General features: G+C 44.9%; 18 protein-coding genes. 5 read left to right on the top strand and 13 right to left on the bottom strand.

Features of this window, described 5'->3' with window-relative positions; all coding sequences use genetic code 11:
• Positions 1–49: 49 nt before the first annotated feature.
• From ACMX2I_RS01365 to ACMX2I_RS01355, 3 genes are all read right to left on the bottom strand, one after another.
• Positions 50–1,027, bottom strand: coding sequence for a sensor histidine kinase (locus ACMX2I_RS01365; protein WP_414955939.1), 978 nt, complete (start codon positions 1,025–1,027; stop codon positions 50–52).
• Positions 1,024–1,713, bottom strand: a complete 690-nt coding sequence (locus ACMX2I_RS01360; RefSeq protein WP_414955938.1) for a response regulator — start codon at positions 1,711–1,713, stop codon at positions 1,024–1,026. Before ACMX2I_RS01360 ends, ACMX2I_RS01365 begins: the two co-directional genes overlap by 4 nt.
• 122 nt (positions 1,714–1,835) lie before the next feature.
• Positions 1,836–2,234: a hypothetical protein gene (locus ACMX2I_RS01355; protein ID WP_148963263.1), complete on the bottom strand. Its 399-nt coding sequence runs from the start codon at positions 2,232–2,234 to the stop codon at positions 1,836–1,838.
• Between the two features lie 174 nt (positions 2,235–2,408).
• Here ACMX2I_RS01355 and ACMX2I_RS01350 point away from each other — a divergent pair, with 174 nt between their 5' ends.
• Positions 2,409–3,374, top strand: coding sequence for an iron-hydroxamate ABC transporter substrate-binding protein (locus ACMX2I_RS01350; RefSeq protein WP_414955937.1), 966 nt, complete (start codon positions 2,409–2,411; stop codon positions 3,372–3,374).
• A 43-nt stretch (positions 3,375–3,417) separates the two neighbouring features.
• Here the strand turns inward: ACMX2I_RS01350 and fba are convergent, their stop codons facing one another.
• The 10 genes from fba to iolA all read right to left on the bottom strand — a co-directional run bounded on the left by fba (position 3,418) and on the right by iolA (position 14,720).
• On the bottom strand, positions 3,418–4,290 hold the full coding sequence (gene fba, locus ACMX2I_RS01345; protein ID WP_414955936.1) for a class II fructose-1,6-bisphosphate aldolase: 873 nt from the start codon (positions 4,288–4,290) through the stop codon (positions 3,418–3,420).
• Between the two features lie 20 nt (positions 4,291–4,310).
• A complete protein-coding gene (gene iolI / locus ACMX2I_RS01340; protein WP_414955935.1) occupies positions 4,311–5,147 on the bottom strand; it encodes a 2-keto-myo-inositol isomerase in 837 nt (278 codons plus the stop codon).
• Between the two features lie 86 nt (positions 5,148–5,233).
• Entirely contained in the window at positions 5,234–6,103 is an 870-nt protein-coding gene (locus ACMX2I_RS01335; RefSeq protein WP_087991945.1) for a sugar phosphate isomerase/epimerase family protein, read from the bottom strand.
• Between the two features lie 19 nt (positions 6,104–6,122).
• Complete coding sequence (iolG, locus tag ACMX2I_RS01330) at positions 6,123–7,157, bottom strand: bifunctional inositol 2-dehydrogenase/D-chiro-inositol 1-dehydrogenase (protein ID WP_414955934.1); 1,035 nt, start codon at positions 7,155–7,157, stop codon at positions 6,123–6,125.
• A gap of 22 nt (positions 7,158–7,179) precedes the next feature.
• Positions 7,180–8,496: a myo-inositol transporter IolF gene (iolF, locus tag ACMX2I_RS01325; protein WP_414955933.1), complete on the bottom strand. Its 1,317-nt coding sequence runs from the start codon at positions 8,494–8,496 to the stop codon at positions 7,180–7,182.
• Between the two features lie 14 nt (positions 8,497–8,510).
• Entirely contained in the window at positions 8,511–9,404 is an 894-nt protein-coding gene (gene iolE / locus ACMX2I_RS01320) for a myo-inosose-2 dehydratase (protein ID WP_414955932.1), read from the bottom strand.
• A 15-nt stretch (positions 9,405–9,419) separates the two neighbouring features.
• Positions 9,420–11,333, bottom strand: a complete 1,914-nt coding sequence (iolD, locus tag ACMX2I_RS01315; RefSeq protein WP_414955931.1) for a 3D-(3,5/4)-trihydroxycyclohexane-1,2-dione acylhydrolase (decyclizing) — start codon at positions 11,331–11,333, stop codon at positions 9,420–9,422.
• A gap of 32 nt (positions 11,334–11,365) precedes the next feature.
• Positions 11,366–12,343, bottom strand: coding sequence for a 5-dehydro-2-deoxygluconokinase (gene iolC, locus ACMX2I_RS01310; RefSeq protein WP_414955930.1), 978 nt, complete (start codon positions 12,341–12,343; stop codon positions 11,366–11,368).
• A 23-nt stretch (positions 12,344–12,366) separates the two neighbouring features.
• Complete coding sequence (iolB, locus tag ACMX2I_RS01305) at positions 12,367–13,182, bottom strand: 5-deoxy-glucuronate isomerase (protein WP_087991950.1); 816 nt, start codon at positions 13,180–13,182, stop codon at positions 12,367–12,369.
• 74 nt (positions 13,183–13,256) lie between these two features.
• Positions 13,257–14,720, bottom strand: a complete 1,464-nt coding sequence (gene iolA, locus ACMX2I_RS01300; RefSeq protein ID WP_202327818.1) for a methylmalonate-semialdehyde dehydrogenase — start codon at positions 14,718–14,720, stop codon at positions 13,257–13,259.
• Between the two features lie 413 nt (positions 14,721–15,133).
• Between iolA and iolR the strand changes: the two genes are divergently transcribed.
• The 4 genes from iolR (at position 15,134) to ACMX2I_RS01280 (ending at position 18,163) form a co-directional block, all read left to right on the top strand.
• Positions 15,134–15,889, top strand: a complete 756-nt coding sequence (gene iolR / locus ACMX2I_RS01295) for a myo-inositol utilization transcriptional regulator IolR (RefSeq protein ID WP_414955929.1) — start codon at positions 15,134–15,136, stop codon at positions 15,887–15,889.
• A 53-nt stretch (positions 15,890–15,942) separates the two neighbouring features.
• Positions 15,943–16,875: an aldo/keto reductase gene (locus ACMX2I_RS01290; protein WP_414955928.1), complete on the top strand. Its 933-nt coding sequence runs from the start codon at positions 15,943–15,945 to the stop codon at positions 16,873–16,875.
• A 328-nt stretch (positions 16,876–17,203) separates the two neighbouring features.
• Entirely contained in the window at positions 17,204–17,854 is a 651-nt protein-coding gene (locus ACMX2I_RS01285; protein WP_414955927.1) for a hypothetical protein, read from the top strand.
• Positions 17,855–17,857: 3 nt separating this feature from the next.
• Entirely contained in the window at positions 17,858–18,163 is a 306-nt protein-coding gene (locus ACMX2I_RS01280; RefSeq protein ID WP_414955926.1) for a DUF2653 family protein, read from the top strand.
• Positions 18,164–18,235: the final 72 nt, after the last annotated feature.

The following is an 18,235-nucleotide window of genomic DNA, read 5'->3' as shown; positions in this document are numbered from 1 at the left end:
TCTTATCAAGAGGGATGGCAGTGTGCTATGCGGTTTTCTTAATGCCTCCTTACACTTTTGTAAGAAATAAAAATTGTACCGCTGTGCCTTTTCCCGAAGAAGAGCTGATCTCTACTTCATGATTCAGTTTTTTCGTAATTTCTTTCACCAGATGAAGGCCTATCCCGGTTGATTCTTGGAAACGCCGGCCGTTTTCACCTGTGTAATAGGGGTCAAACACACGCTTTATATCCTGTGAGGGAATCCCCACACCATAATCTCTTACTTCTAACACCGTTTTAACCTCATGCTGAAATATCATCAGCTCAATCCGGTCACTCATTCCCGCGGAATACTTCACCGCGTTTGTCACAACCTGCCCAATCGCAAATTTCAGCCATTTAGGGTCTGTATAAATCGTATCGTCAGTAAGAATGTTTGTTTTCGGATATACACGGTGCTCAATAAAATACCGTTTATAGCTTTGAATAACGGTTTGGAGAATGTCGGATAAAGAGACCGCTTCTATTTTGAAATCTCTCTCGAACAGGTCGAGCCTCGAGGAATACAACAATGTTTCCAATCCATATTCAATCTGCCGGACTTCTCTTTTGATTTGCCCAAAAATGGTCTCGTCCTCTTCCTGAATGATTAAATTAATAACAGAAAGCGGCGTTTTCACTTGGTGCACCCACTGGTTCATATAGGTCACTCTGGCTTCCAGCTTCGCTTCTGTTTCATGAAGCTTTTGATTGTGGAGGCGGTTCAGTTCCATTTGTTTTTCATAAAGCTCAGAACAAAACAAAGAAGAACCCAAATCAGGCACTTCCGCATCCTCCTGATGGGAGCTGAGCCACTGATAAACGCCGCGGTGTTGATACCAGCGATAGATCAAATACGCAGCTAACAACAGCAGCTGCACGCCGAGTATATAGAATAAATGGGCAAGGGAACGCTGTCCCGCAAACCAATAGTACGTAAAAACAAAAATGCCTTGAATCAGAAAAAGCAATATCAAGAGAACATGAGTCCGTAAAAACAGTTTCATGACAGCGGCCTCAACTGATATCCTTCACCGCGGACAGATTCGATTGAAAAAGGCACCTCTAAATCACGAAGCTTTTTGCGCAAACGGGTGATATATACATTCAGCGTATTGTCATCAACAAAAAGATCAGTATCCCACGTTTTTTCCATTAACCGGTCTCTTCCCGTTACCTTTTCTCCGCGTTCCAGCAACACCTCAAGAAGCTTGCTTTCTTTCTTTGAGAGCTCGCACTTTTGTTCTTGATAACGCAGTTCAAATCGCTCTACATACAGCTGCACACTCTCGAATTCCACGATTCTTTCTCCCTGCTTTACCGCATACTCTCCATACGCCCTGCGAATTTGGCTTTTGATTTTCGCGAGTACAATATCATAAGAAAAGGGCTTTTCAATATAATCATCGCCGCCGTTTTCAATCGCCATCACCTGATCCATTTCGCCGCTTCTGGCAGAAATAAAGATGATCGGGCTGGTCGAATGCTGGCGGATTTGCCGGCACCAATAATATCCGTCATAGGCCGGCAAGTTGATATCAAGCAGCACCACATCGGGCTTTTCCCGCAAGAACTTATCCAATACAGCTGTGAAATCATTGGTAACCACGGTATTATATCCGTACTTTTCTAAATAATTTTTTAATAATGACCGAATGTCTTCGCTATCTTCCACAATCATGATTTTATTCATGCAATCCATCCTCCAAAAGGATAAGGCCGTTTCAGAGCCATCATTTTTTGATGCCCCCATCATAATGCTTTCATCGGTTCTGCGCAACAAGAGAAAGCGGGCCTTCATAAAAGACCCGCTTCTTACCGTTCTTTGCGAATATGTATATCTTGAATCGATTGTTTCGGTGCATGAAATCTGCTTTCGGCTTCACTTCTTGCCTCAGCAAAGGTCCGTGCCTCCACATTGTCTTTGTAGACATCCAGCTGAATCAGATACAGCGGACGTACTTTAAAACCATGAATAATCGTCACAGCCCACAGCGGGAGCACAATAAAAATTCCTGGTAAATCGGGCAGCACAAAACCAAACGCAAATACGAAAAAATAAATAATTCCATACATGATCCATTTTTTATTTCTAACCTTGATGCCAATCAATAAAAAGGCAAAAAAACTGGTGATGGCAAAAGGCATGAAAATAAACAGCATCCACCAGCTATGCCGCCATTCCCAAGCGGCACCTCTTTTTGTAATTTCCATATTTTTCTCCTCCTATTTACCTATAATAATAGATTAAGCATACCGCGTCACCTGTTAACGAGAAATTTTTCCCCTTTAAAATAGTGATAGACGAAGCACAGGTTTCCTGCTATATTATTAATTGATAATAATAATCATTACCGATTAATTAAAATACATATTGGGGGATTCTTGATGAAAAAGAACACATTGCTCGTGGGCATGCTGGTGCTGCTTCTTATGTTTGTCAGCGCTTGCAGCGGCACGGCTTCTAAAGGAAGCTCAGGTGATTCAGCTTCCGATAAGACAGAAATGAGAACATACAAATCAACAAAAGGAGACGTCAAAATCCCTGCACATCCCAAACGCATCGTCACTGATTTTTATGCTGGAGAATTGCTGTCTGTCGGGGCGAATGTGGTTGGCTCGGGTTCATGGTCATTTGATAATCCGTTTTTAAAATCAAAGCTGAAAGATGTGGAGGATGTCGGTGATCCGATCAGCGTCGAAAAAGTGACGGAGCTTCAGCCTGACTTAATTGTTGTCATGAATGAAGAAAATGTCGATCAATTAAAAAAAATCGCGCCAACTGTTGTCGTTCCTTATAACACAGCGAAAAACATAGAAGACACAGTCAGCATGTTCGGGGATATCGCCGGAGCGAAAGACGAAGCAACATCCTTTATGGCTGACTTTAACAAAAAAGCGGAAGCAGCCAAAAAGAAAATGGCCGGCATCATCGACAAAGATGCGACTTTCGGTATTTATGAAAACACGGACAAGGGCGAATTCTGGGTGTTCAATGACAATGGCGGACGCGGCGGCCAAGCTGTATACAACGCGCTTGGGTTAAAAGCGCCTGAAAAAATTGAACAAGATGTCATCAAAAAAGGAGAGATGAAACAGCTCTCTCAAGAGGTCATTCCTGAGTATGCCGCAGATTATATGTTCATTACGGACTACAATCCGAAAGGCGAAAGCAAAACACTCGACAAGCTGAAGGAATCCGCTATCTGGAAAAACCTCGACGCCGTCAAACATAACCGCGTGTTTATCAATGACTTTGACACATTCTACCCATACGATCCGATTTCCGTCAGCAAACAGGTTGATTTGATTGCTGATATGCTGGTGAAGCGCGTGAAAGAAAATCAAAAATAAATGGCATGACAAAAGCACTCACGATGACGTGAGTGCTATTTCTTCAGCTGACTTGCTGTCTAGCGGCTTTTCCCGCTGAGCCGAATTCTTTCATTTTGCTTTTCACTGTTTCTTTTACCGCGTCAATTCCCGGCGTCATATAGGCGCGGGGTTCGTATAAGTCCCGATTTTCTTCAAACATGACGCGCGTTTTTTCTGCCCATGCCACCATACATTCCGTATTGATGTTGATCTTCGCGTGGCCAAGCTGAATGGTTCTTGCGATTTGATCAGCCGGAATTCCCGATGCGCCGTGAAGAACAAGCGGAATATTCGTGACCTTAGCGATTTCCTCCATCTCTTTGAATCCGAGCTTAGGTTCACCTTGATACTTTCCATGGACTGATCCAAGCGCAGCCGCCAGGGCATCAATATTGGTTTCTTCCGCGAGACGCTGGCACTCATGAAGATCAGCGTATTTGACACCTCCCACAAGGCCGTCCTCCATGCCGCCTACCGTGCCGACTTCAGCCTCCACTGACACACCGTGAAGCTTGGCATAATCCGCTACCTCTTTCGTCATGGCGATATTCTGATCAATCGGCGAATGTGATCCGTCAATCATGACCGAGCTAAACCCTGCGTCAATGGCTTGTTTGCAGCGCTCCGCACTGCTGCCGTGATCAAGGTGAAGGACAACGGGAACGGTGATTGACAATTCTTCCATTAATGCATTGACCATCACGGCTACGGTTTTGAATCCGCCCAAGTAGTCGATCAGCCGATCTGATGCCGCCGCGATGACAGGAGACTGTTCTTCCTCCGCAGCCCGCAAAATCGCTTTTGTCCACTGCAGGCCATTAATATTAAACTGGCCGATTGCGTAATGCTCCCGTTTTGCATCTTCAAGAAGCTCTTTCATCGATACAAAAGCCATGTTCACCCCTCCTTTATCCATTACATGTTGAAGTATTTTGATACAACATCAACCGTTGTTTTTTTCGCTGTTTGAATAGCTTCCTCGGCACTCAGCTTATAGTATTCAGGCCGGAAAAGCTCAACCGATACAACATCAGAGAAACCGATTTCTTTGAGGGCTGATAAATGGGCATCTAAGTCAATCGCCCCTTGGCCAGGCCACACACGATCCTCATCCGTTAAAAAGCCGATTGGGAAATCTTCGGTATCGTCGATGTGGTAGATGAAAATTTTCTTTCCGTCCGCCTGCTTTAAGCTCTCAATATTTGAACCCATCGCATGGAAGTGGAAACTGTCAAGGACAAGCCCGACATTGTCACGGTTGACTGTGTTTACGATGTCGTACGCCTGTTCAAACGTGTTGACCGTACATTGCGGATGCCCGACAAATTCAAGCGCGATTTTTACGCCGTACGGCTCCGCGATATCTGAAAGCTCAGTCAGCATCTCTACACTGCTCTTTTTGATCTCTTTTTTTACAATCTTCTGCTCAGTCACAAGCGGAACGGCCACGACATATTTTACGCCGAGGGTTTTGCACGTTTCCATCATGTCTTTAAATTCAGCGATGATCTCATTTGTGCCCTTTTCATCTCGGTTGTTGAAAAAAACGAGTGCGTTTAAGGCAAGCGGTTTAATGTGATGGGTTTGAAAATACTCCGCAAGATCGTCCAAAGAATGGTCTTTTAAGTACTCCGGCAGCTTATCCAATGTGCGGATTTCAATATAATCATAGCCGTGCTTTTCGCATAGTTCTAAATCCTGTTTAAGATTTGAGTTTTCCAATGTTGTGGCTTCATTAAAACAAAGTTTCATGTCAGACTCCCCCATCTGCGTTTTAGATATGAAGGGAGTTCGGCAGGGAGGCTGTTCGCCATATCCCGCCGAACTCCATGCTCAGCTTATGCCAGACCTAATTCTTCTTTCATTTTTTGAAGCATAAAACGGCTTGATTCATCCGCTCTTTTGTCAACCCAAGCAAATACGGCGTTGGTCGCAATTCCATCGAACTTCATTTCTCTCATCTTTCTGAAAATCGTCTCAAAATCAACCTCGCCTTGGCCAATGTCCAAATGCTGGTGAACCGTTACTTTCGCGTCAGGCGGATTGACGATATAGCGCAGGCCATGAGCCGCTTTATGATTATAGGTATCCGCAAATAAAACATGTGTGAGGCGGTCGCCGGCTTCGTCAAACATTGTCTCGATGTCGCCTTTGCCGTCATCATAGAAGAAGGTATGCGCAGTTGAATAGACAAGATTGATCCAATCCTTGTCAAGCGCGCGGATCATATCCATCGCACCTTTGTGCGTTTCGATAAAATCGTATGGATGGGCTTGAAGATTCAGTTTAACGCCTTCTTTTTCAAAGACTGGCAGAAGCTCATCCATGGATTTGATAAATTTTTCTTCACTTGTTAAAGGATCATATTTTGAACCGCTGAATTCACTGTTCATCAAATCCACTTCAAGTTCAACCGCAATTTCGATCGCCCTTTTCCAATTGCGCACCGCAGCCTGGCGGCGGTCTTCATCAGGACCCGCCCAGTGGTAAAGAGGGAGGAGTGATGAAAGCTTAACACCTGTATCCTTTAAAAGCCGCTTTAATTGTTTAATCTTTGCTGAATCGACCTTCGGATATTTATAGAATGGACAAAAATCCTCGCGCGGCGATAGCTCAATATATTCATAGCCAAGCTCCGCCGTTTTATAAACCATTTCCTCCAACGTTAAATCATCACGATACATCGATGGATCCAATGCTAATTTCATATTTTCACTCCTCTATTTTTTAGTTTTCAACTGTTGTATAAGATTGATAGAATTCAGGTTTTTCCTTCAAATCAACTTTTTCTTTTTGTCCGGATTCCTGGGCTTTTACACACGCGTCAGTCGTAACAGCAGCAATATAGCCGTCCCACGCCGTCGGTCCGCTGACCTCGCCTTTCTTTTGAATCGAATCAATGAAGTCTTGGATTTCTACGTCGTACGCAGCCACAAAGCGTCTCTGCCAATCCATCAGAATATCAGTGCTGAATTTGCCTTCTTTTCTCATGCTGATGCTTGATGGTTCAGGAAGCTTGATGACACCGTCTTCTCCGACGATTTCACATTGAATGTCATAGCCGTATTTACAGTTCACATAGATTTCAGCATTGATGACGATGCCGCCTTTTGTTTCAATGACTACGATTTGCGGATCTTTTAAATGCGGAAGCGCATTTTTCGATTTTTTCGGATAGATGACTTGAACGGACTCGTAGTCATCATTGACGAGCCAGTGCAGCACATCAATTTCATGAACAAGCGTATCAACAACGGCCATATCCGTTGTGTAGTTTTCGGCAACACTTGGGTTGCGGTGCGCGCAGTGAATCATAAGCGGCTCACCAATGACATGGTTATCAAGCGCTTCCTTCAGCTGTACGTAACCGCTGTCATAACGGCGCATGAAGCCGACTTGAACAAGGCGTTTGCCCACTTTGATTTCCTCTTCGACGATGCGCATGCATCCTTCAGCCGTTGTCGCGAGCGGTTTTTCACAGAACACATATTTCTGGGCTTTAATCGCTTTCAGTACGCTCGATTCATGCGCAGGCCCCCAGCTTGTCACTAAGACAGCGTCTACATTTTCGTCGGCAAGAAGACTGTCATCATTCGGATAAACCGCCGCGTTTAATTGGTATTGCTCAACGACCTTTTGTGCGGCTTCTTGATTCACATCCGTTACAGCCACGATTTCTGCGCCGGACAGCTTGTTCGTGATGCGGTTAATATGTTCTTTTCCGATTGCTCCAGTTCCAATTACGCCAATACGTAAACTCATTGACAGCCACTCCTTCTGTTGGTTACATGATTTTGCTTTCTGTTCCTTGCTTTACTTGGCTCCGAGGAGAGCCGTAGAGTTCCTCTTGAATTTCTTCAAGCGACTTGCCAGATGTATTCGGCGCGAAGAGAAGCCCGATGATCATACTGGCCGTCACACATCCGAGAAGAATTGCAGCCATTGTTCCAATGCCGAAATTGGTCATAACCATTGGGACAAACAGACTCCAAACCCCTATTGAAATACGGACAAGGAAAAACATCAGTCCTTGTGCAGAAGCACGATATTGCGTAGGAAAGATTTCACTGGCCCATAACTGATAGTTTGCTTGCTGCCCGGCTCCGTTATTGATGCCGATGACAACAATAAACAGGAGCAGAACCGGCAGGCCTTCAACCGGCAGCAGAAACAGCGTCCATCCGATCACTGCCATAAAGGCAGCGATTCCAAACACGGTTTTTCTATATTTGTCGGCATAGGGCATGAAGATCAAAGCGACCCCCAATCCTGTGAAGATAAACAAACCCATTTGCAAAAGGTTTGCCGTTGTGGCCGATACACCGCCGACCTGCTGATAAATGTATGGCATAAAGAAGCCCATTACGCCGGCTGCTAAATTCCAAACCAGGAACACACCCATTAAAAACAGTATGTTTTTTAGATACATAGGTTTGAGCAAATCAAAATACGATGTTTTGTTCAATACGGCCGGCTTCCCTGCCTGCGAATCTCCCGGCTGTTTTTTTGGCTGCCAGGCGTCTGACTCCGGAAGCCTGATTCTCAGGATGTACGTAATCAGCGCAATGACAAGCAGATGGGCAAAGACGATTTTATTACCCAGGAGGCCTAAATCACCGACCAGTACGGAGAGAAGCAGCACAACCACAGCCCCCGCGGCCCAGGCGACTTGTGCGACACCGCAATGCCGGGCCCGATTTTTCTTTGGCGCATTTTCTGCGATAATTGTCCATGATGCGGTAATGTCGGCTCCTACTGATAAACCGATAATCATGTAACCGCTTAACAACATGGGGAAATTAGCCCCGAACAGAACCAAACAAATCCCTAGCGCATAAACAAGCATGCTATTGGTATAAACAGCCTTCCGTCCGATTTTATCTGCCAGAAACCCGCCTAACAAAGCGCCGACAGCGGCTGAAATTGCATTTGCGCTTAGCGCGCCGAGGAGCCCGATCTGTGTATCAGATAACTTGAGGTAACTGACCCATAACGATAAACCGGCAGATCCAGCTACTATGGAACCCGCGTCAATATAGTTGGCCAATGCCGCTGCGATTGTCCGTTTATTGAAGGCTGAATCCGCTTTGGTATGTCCCATATATTCAGTCCCCATTAAGCCAGATCCAACAACTGCTTATCAATATAGTTTCTTGCGATTAATGCATACTCAAGCGGGTTTGCGACATCGGGGTCCTGTTCAGCTTCAACGACAATCCATCCGGAATAATTGTTCTTTAACAGCAGCTGATATACTTCTCTAAAATCAATGCATCCATCACCGGGAACCGTAAACATGCCTTTTAAAAACGATTGCCGAAACGACTTCCCTTCAAGCCTGCACTGTTCCATGACATTCAGTCTGGCATCTTTAAAATGCACATGCTTAATGCGGGCGAAATGCTTCTCAAGCATTCCCATGTAGTCTCCGTCAGAAATATAAGCATGGCCTGTATCATAGAGGAGGTGTACATGCGCAGGGTCTGTACCCGCCATCAGACGATCCACTTCTTCCGCCGTTTGAACGCCGGTGCCGAGATGATGATGATAGACGAGCTTTAAGCCATGCTGATCGGCAATTTTGCCAAGGTGATCGAGCCCTTCACAAAGCCGTTCCCATTCTTCATCATTAAAGTACGGTTTATCTGTGAACACGTTTTTTTCCAGGCCTTGCACACTGTAGGTTTGTTCAGAGACAACAGCGACATCCGCTTTTACTTGCTGTAAGTACTCACAATACGCTTTAAACGCCTTTGCCGCTTCACCGAGTCCGTCACGCAAGATAAAACTGCTGAACCATTTTCCTGCGATTCTTAAGTTTCGAAGTTTCAGCTCTTTGTTCAGGATGGCAGGTTCGGGGAAAAAGCCCCCGACTTCCGTGCCTTGAAAACGTGCGACAACAATATCACTCAGCAAATGCTGAAGTGTGTTTCCCGCTCCGATTTCAGGAATATCATCATTCCGCCACCCTATTGGAGCAATGCCCCACAGGATCTTATCTTTGCCCATCGATGAGCCTCCCCCCTAATACTGCTTCGCAGAATTCAGCATTTTCTCTTTTGCTTCGTATGCCTTCTGAACACTTTCTTGTTCAGACACTTCTGCCACGCCGACATGCCACCAGCTGTCATAGCCGTCCGTCATTGTTTTTGGCAGAACCTTCATTTCAATTAACGTTGATACGTCCTGTTTCTTCGCATCCTCTAACGCCGCTTTTAACTCCTCTACTGTGTTTGCACGGTAGGTTTTCGCGCCGTATCCCTCCGCAACTTTTGCGTAATCAACATTCAAAATTTGGTTGTCATCTGTGCGGAACTCGCAATAGTAGCTGCCGCTGCCATGATCCATTTGCAAGTTGTTGATACATCCAAAACCAGAGTTATCAAAGAGCAGCACATTGATTTTCTTGTTGTACTGAATCGCCGTGATCAGCTCGGAGTGAAGCATTAGAAAGCTGCCGTCTCCGACAATGGAATACACCTCTCTGTCAGGGTGGGCCAGTTTCAAGCCCAGTGTCCCGGACACTTCATAGCCCATGCAGGAATACCCGTATTCCAGATGATACGTATTCGGAACATTAGAATGCCACAGGCGCTGCAAATCTCCTGGAAGGGAGCCTGCTGAACAGATGATCACGCTGTCCTCTGGAATCGTCTCGTTGATGGTCAGCAATGCCGTTGTTTGCGGAAGCTCTGTATTCAGCGCGTCAGCGTATTCATTTAGAACCTCTTGAGAAAAATGATGTTTGATTTCCGGATCAAACGCATCCCGTTTAAACGTCACTTTGCTGAGGCGTTCGCGTTCAGCGAGCCATTCGTCCTTCAGCTCCTTGATCGTTGAGCCGAATTCACTCTTATAGCCTTCAAGCAGACCGTGCAGTTTGCCAAGCGTCACTTTCGCATCCGCTACCACTTGGAACGCATCGAGTTTATACGCCTGCATTCGGCTGACATTGATGTTCAGGAACTTCGCTTTATCAAAATCAAAAGCGGTCTTAGAGGATGTTGCAAAATCCGTGTATCTTGTGCCGATACCGATAATCAAATCAGATTGGCGGGCCGCTTTATTTGCCGCAAGTGTACCTGTGATGCCCATTCCGCCGAGGTTGTTCGCAAAATCAGCTTCAACGGTCGACTTTCCTGCCTGCGTTTCAACTAACGGAATGTGATACGCTTCAGAAATGGCGACCAATTCATCGCGCGCACCGGAGTATTTTGCGCCTCCGCCGACGAGGATCACAGGATGCTTGCTGGCTTTGATCAGCTCCGCCGCACCTTGAAGCTCGCGCTCGCTCGGCTGCATGCGGTCAATATAGTGAACCCGTTTGACGAAGAAACTTTCATCAAAGTCGTATGCTTCCCCTTCAACATCCTGAGAAATACAAATCGTTGCCGGACCTGCTTTTGCCGGATCAGTCATGACTTCAAACGCGCGCAGCAAACTGCTCATCAGCTGCTCAGGGCGCGTAATGCGGTCCCAGTATCTCGATACAGGTTTCAATGCATCGTTTGTTGTAATCGCCGCACTGTATTCTTGCTCCATTTGCTGCAGTACAGGGTCTGGCTGTCTTGTCGCAAATGTATCTGCCGGAATTAAGAGAACCGGGATATTGTTTGCCAATGCAGTGCCGGCCGCCGCCACTAAGTTGGCCGCTCCCGGTCCGACGGATGTAGAGACCGCATATATTTTTCTTCTCAGCATTTGCTTGCTGTACGCCATTGCGGCATGCGCCATTCCTTGTTCATTTTTCCCTTGATAAACTTTCAAATGGCCTGCATCCTGCTCAAGCGCCTGCCCGATCCCCAGTACGTTTCCATGACCGAAAATCGTGAAAATCCCTTCAACGAAAGGCTCTTCCCTTCCATCTACATGGATGTACTGCTGGTTTAAGAATTTAATCAGCGCTTGTGCTGTTGTTAAGCGAATTTTCTGACCCACAAACGATCCCACCTTTACTCGATCTTTTTCAATTATGACTGTGCTTCAATAAGCTGTACGATTTCTTCCGCAGTCGGCATCGCTTCTGACGAACTGTGCTTGCTCACCACAATGGAGGCTGAAGCGCTGCCGTATTTCAATGCCGTTTCGATATCTTTTCCGCTGACAAGGCCATAGATGAAGGCTGATGCATAAGAATCACCGGCTCCAAAGGTTTTCAGCACGTTTGTCTTGTACGCTTGCGCGCGGAATACCTCGCCGGATTTGCTGTATGCGTAAGAGCCTTCGACGCCGTGTTTGATGACAACGAGGTCGGCTGAATGCTCAAATAAATGGTTGACGGATTCCTCATTGCTTCCGCCTGTGCGGTTTTCCATTACATCAAATTCATCGCGTGTGCCGATGACGACATCAGACTGCTCGGCGACCAAAGAATAGTAAACGGCTGTTTCATCAGCTGACTGCCACGTATACGGGCGGTAATCCAGCTCGAACACCACTTTGACCTGATGCTTTTTCGCGTATTGAACAGCTTTTAACACCGCTTCCCGTGACGGGCTTTTGGCGAGCGCTGTACCGGAAACAAGCAGCATTTTTGCATTTGCGATATAGTTCTCGCTTACCTCTGAAGGCTCAAGATAAAGATCCGCCACATCATCGCGATACATTAAGATGCTGCATTCTTCTGGGCTGAGGATTTCTGTAAATGCAAGGCCCGCTTTATGGCCATCCTGATCCACAATCATTTGTGTTGTATCAACACCGGTATTTCTCATATAGGACTCTATGAATCTTCCATGCTGGTCATCTGGGATTTTGCCGATGAAGCCCGCTTTTAAGCCAAGCTTCGCGCTGCCGATCGCGATATTCGCAGGTGAACCGCCGACGTATTTCGAAAACGTCATCGTTTCTTCCATTGGGCGGTTGTATTCCACTGCGTTCAAATCAATACATGCCCGGCCGATGGCAACAATATCAAAAGCCTTCTCTTCATTGAATATATACTTCATCGTAAACAGCCACTCCTCACTTGTTAGCGTTCTAAAATCCACTCATGCGCCGGGTCGTTATGAAACTTCCATTTCCGCGTCGGCCCTGCCATGACATTTAAATAGTAGGATGTATATCCGTCCGGAACGCCTACCGGGTGGTATCCCGCAGGAACAATGACAACGTTTTCATTTTCCACGGTCATTGTCTCGTCAATGGAGCGGTCATCTGTGTATACACGCTGAAACACAAAGCCCTGTCCCGGATCTAACTCATGGTAGTACGTTTCTTCTAAGAAAGATTCTTCCGGCAAGTTGTCTTGATCATGTTTATGAGGCGGGTAGCTGGACCAGTTGCCGCTTTCTGTATAGACTTCAACTACTAATAGGCTGTTAGCTGAAGGGTTTGAGTCCGGAAGAATGTTGTGAACAGTCCGTTTGTTTGAAAACTTCCCGCGATGCTCAATTCCGGTGTCTTCCGCTTTGATTAGCTTTGTCGGAAGCTGTTTTTCTGATGGAGAATAGCAAAGCGCCACTCTTGCGTCGCTGACCGCTGTAATCTCAAATGCACGGTCATTTGAAATATAGACGCTGTCTGTCGGTTTTCGTTCGAATACGCTTTCACGTGTGCCGATATTCTCAAAAGTCGACTCATGATCGGTCACTGTGATTTTTCCCGTTACTGCCACAATACAGATTTCTTGTTTTTTTAACTCTTCTGCATAGCTGGAACCGGAAGCGAGATCTAACACTTTAAATTCTACATAGGTGAGATCAGAGTTGGATTTCGTTACTTCGTGCACCAGTTTGACCCCATTCGATCCTTCATTCGACTGCGGCTTACGCAACAAATAACTCATAGTGAAGCCCTCCTCTTTCTATTGTAAGAATGAGTCCGAACAGCGCACATGGACGCCGTTCGGCTGTTCGTCGTTTAGTTGAAATCAGGTGCCGGATATCTTGCCGTAACCACTTTTTTACGTGTATAGAAGTCGACGCTGTCTTTTCCGTTCGCGTGCAGCGTTCCAAAGAATGAAGACTTCCAGCCTGAGAATGGGAAGAACGCCATTGGAGCCGGCACACCCAGGTTGATGCCGAGCATTCCCGCATCGATGTTTTCACGGAAGTAGCGGATTGCATTTGAGTTGGATGTGAACAGGCAGGCACCGTTCGCAAACTCAGACTTATTGGCAATTTCAATCGCTTCTTTCAGGTTTTTCACGCGGATAACAGATAAGACCGGCGCGAAAATTTCATCTTTCCAGATCGTCATCTCTGTCGTGACATTGTCAAAGATCGTCGGGCCGACAAAGTAGCCTTCGTCAGACCCATTTTCACGTCCGTCACATACGAGTCTCGCGCCTTCTTCCAAACCTTTTTCGATATAGCTGAGTGTGCGTTTCTTGTTGTCTTCGCGAATAACCGGTCCTAAGAACACGCCGTCATCAAGGCCGTTACCGATTTTAATGTCAGCCACTTTTTCCTGCAGCTTCGCCATAAACTCATCAGCGATTCCTTCTTCAACCGTCACAACTGCACAAGCCATGCAGCGTTCACCGGCAGAACCGAAGGCTGCTCCGATGATGTTTGTGATTGTGTCTTCGAGATTCGCATCGTTCAGGACAATCGTATGGTTCTTCGCTCCTGTCAAAGATTGAACGCGTTTTAAGTTTTCGCTTCCTTTTTTGTAAACGTATTCGCCGACCGGCTTGGAGCCTACGAATGAAATCGCTTTAATTTCTGGATGCTCGAGGATGCCGTTCACAACGTCATGCGCACCGTATACGACGTTGAATACCCCTTTCGGAAGACCCGCTTTTTCAAAAAGCTCAACCAATTTCTCTGTTAACAGTGGCGTCCGCTCAGATGGCTTTAAAATAAATGTGTTTCCGAGTGCGATTGCCATCGGGAACATCCAGCAAGGAACCATCATCGGGAAGTTGAATGGCGCGATTCCGCCGACAACTCCGATTGGGTAGCGGTAGTTGGCCGCTTCAACGTCCGTTGCGATGGAAGCAAGTGAGTCACCCATCATCAGGGAAGGTGCTCCAGCTGCGAATTCCACGTTTTCAATTCCGCGTCCCACTTCTCCAAGCGCTTCTTTTGTGTTTTTTCCATTTTCAATGGTAATCAGATGAGCAAGTTCTTCTTTATGCTGAGAAAGCAGCTGCTGGAAGTTAAATAGAATTCTGGCACGGCGCGGAACCGCCACTTTTGACCAGGTTTGAAATGCCTCAGCCGCTTTTTGCGCAGCGTACTCAATATCCTCTTTTGTAGAGATCGGCACTTGGCACAGCACTTCTTTCGTCGCCGGATTAACAACTTCTTCGTATTGATCTGTTTTGCTTTCAACCCATTCACCGTTGATGTAGTTTTTTAATTTTCTGATTTCTGCCATTCTTATTGCCTCCTTCATTAGTAAACACATACACTTGTATGGATGGTTCAAGATAGATTCATATCAATATCCACTTTTCAGCAAGCCAAGAATTAAACGCTTTCAAAAAAACCAAAAAAATAAATGGCGATGCAATTTGAGATAAGCAACCATTTCATGCACATCAGGTTACTTTTTGGTCATTTCTTGGTTATATTCTAATCGCACAATACCCATAAGTCAATCATAAACACTACATTTTTTCATTATTTTTATTATATTAATCTTTTAACTAATTAAGAGATAAACAAGAAGCCCGTCGATTCTTGCAAAAGATATACACCGGTGTTATCATTTTTTTAGCAACTATTGATCAACTCTTGGTTTTCATTATATATTTATGTTACGTAAAGATTCAAGAAGGAGTTTTTAATATGAAACTGATGCGGATTCAGGAAATGGAGGAGTACATTTTATCGCATGGCACTGTTTCCTTAGATGAGCTGTGCCAGGTGTTCAATGTCTCTAAAAACACAGTCAGACGAGATATCAACAAGCTAACAGAAAAGGGTGCGATTGAAAAAGTATACGGCGGCGTAACATCTATTGAAAAAAACGCATTAGTTCCTTTTGAGAATCGCACCATTCAGCACCAAGATGAAAAAACAAAAATCGCCCATTATGCTTCCCGTTTTATTGAAGATCACGATTTGATCTTTATTGATTCAGGAACGACAACAAAGTCTATTCTCGATACGCTTGACCCGGCCAAAAATGTCACCATTTTAACCAACAGCTTAGACATTATCAATGCGGCGTCAGCTTTGAAGAATATCAACTTAATCATTATCGGAAACAACTATAAGAGAAAAACCCGCTCCTTTGTCGGCATGGACGACCCGGCTATGCTTGATAAGTACAACATCAACAAAGCCTTTATGTCCGCTACCGGAACGACGCTGACACACGGATTGACAAATTCCGATCTGCTGGAGTACGACATTAAAAAAAGGATTTCTGAAAAAGCAAAAGAAGTGTATTTATTGGCTGACCATTCTAAATTCGGAAAATCAACACTTTTGACGTATGCGCCGTTTGACAGGCTGCATTGCATTGTGACATCCCAGCCATTAGATGACGAATACACACAGTACTGCAATGAGCACCAAATCAGCATTCATCTGGCCTAACGGTTACAATAGTGTTGAGAGTCTTTCATCCATTTTATTCTAGGAGGCAGATCATGAAAAAAGCTACACTTGGAAAATCAGACTTGCAGGTCTTCCCTATCGGGTTAGGAACAAATGCTGTCGGAGGACATAACCTCTATCCTAATCTGAATGAAGAAACCGGAAAAGAATTGGTTCGCGAGGCGATCCGTAATGGTGTGACCATGTTAGACACCGCTTATATTTACGGGATCGGCCGTTCCGAAGAGCTAATTGGTGAAGTGCTGAGCGAGTTCAATCGCGAAGATGTCGTCATCGCGACGAAAGCGGCGCACAGAAAAGAAGGAAATGACTTTGTTTTTGATAATTCACCTGAGTTTCTGAAAAAATCAGTAGATGAAAGCCTGAAACGTTTGAATACCGACTATATCGATCTGTTCTACATTCACTTCCCGGACGAACATACGCCGAAGGATGAAGCGGTTAACGCGCTGAATGAGATGAAGCAAGCCGGAAAAATCCGTTCCATCGGTGTATCCAACTTCTCTTTAGAGCAGCTGAAGGAAGCAAACAAAGACGGCTTGGTAGATGTATTGCAAGGCGAATACAACCTGTTAAACCGTGAAGCGGAAAAGACATTTTTCCCGTATACGAAGGAGCATAACATTTCATTTATCCCTTACTTCCCGCTCGTATCAGGATTATTGGCAGGAAAGTATACAGAAGATACAACGTTCCCTGAAGGAGACCTGCGAAACGAACAAGAACACTTCAAGGGCGAGCGTTTTAAAGAAAATATCAGAAAGGTCAACAAGCTTGCGACGATTGCCGAAAAACACAACGTGGACATCCCTCACATCGTATTGGCTTGGTATTTGGCAAGACCGGAAATTGATATTTTAATCCCTGGAGCAAAACGTGCCGATCAGCTGATTGATAACATCAAAACAGCCGACGTAACGCTTTCTCAAGACGATATTTCGTTTATTGATAAGCTGTTCTCATAAGAAGAATAAAACAGCCTTCTCCATTGGGAGGGCTGTTTTTATTTGCGCAAAATTTATCTATCATTCTGTAATTGCATGATGAGAAAGTCCTTTAGCAGCTCCAGTGAATAACTGATTTTGAATTAAAAGCTTACAAAAAGAACCATAAATCCGATAAAATAAAGGTAGATTATCTCAGAAAGAAAGTGATTGAAAAAGCAAAACAAGATATGAAACGTTAGAATCATCTAACAAGAAGAGACGCATATGAATAAAAAAATCTGATTCAGCTTCTTTTATTTGCTGCTCAGAATAACGGGTCGTTTCGGCGGTCTATGGAGGAAACAGAATGAAACTGAAATATGTAAAAGCCTTAGTTGCAGTATTCGTTGCTTTAGGTATACTGCTGCCATCAACCATTTCTCATGCAAAAAGTTTTAGCGGCCGCTCATCATCCAGTTACAGCAGCCGAAGTTCAAGCTCATCATCCAGCGGAAGTTATAAATCCAGCCCAAAATCAAGCTACAGTTCAGGATCAAGCTCTTCAAGCAAAAAATCCAAGACGTCTGACGATTCATCATCATCAATTTCTCTGAAAAAGAAATCTTCGGAAAAATCGAGCTCATCAGGCGCTAAAAAATCGACAGGCACATTTTCTGGCGCCACCTCAAAAGTAAGCGGAAAGACATACAGCGGAAAAACGTCTAAAGCTTATGTTGGCGGACGTTATGTTTCAGTCAATCATTACTACAATGCAGGATTTTCGCCATCAGGATGGTTTGGCTATTATAGCGGATTCACAACAGGCATGTTCATGATCAGCATGATGCACCCTTGGGGTTATACCTATCATCCAGTCGGGGGCCCAGGCTATGTTTCTTATGGCGCTTCGCCCATTGCCTGGATCGTTGATGTCATTGCTCTGATCATTATTTTACTCATTGTCATCGCACTGATTCGCGCATTCAAAACACCGAAGACGTACAGAAGGAGCTTTTAGGCAATGAAATTAGTATTAAATGAGCAAGAAATTGTAGACGGGATTTGTGTGTATATTGCTAATGAAGAAGAGATTTACCCTGAAGACGTTGAAGTAAAAGAGCTGTCTTACAACAAGCGTACAGGATTCTTCGCTGAAGCCAAATATGGCCTGCATCACAAGCAGCTTGTGTCAGATGACATTTCAGAAGGCATTATTCAGTTCTTAGAGGAATACCACAATTTCAATCCAGATGTTACAGTTGTTGAATTGCAGTTTGATAAGAAAAAAGGATTCTCCGCCTTGGTTTTTGTCAACGAGCGAGAATAAAATTAAAAACCTTACTCCGCGGGGACTGACCCCATAAAATGAGACAAATAAAAAACACCTTCAAGTTTGAAA

It is taken from the genome of Bacillus sp. SW14 (assembly GCF_047608225.1).
Lineage (GTDB): Bacteria > Bacillota > Bacilli > Bacillales > Bacillaceae > Bacillus > Bacillus subtilis_G.
The sequence above is the reverse complement of the archived record's forward strand: the minus strand, read 5'-3'. Positions and strand labels throughout refer to the sequence as shown.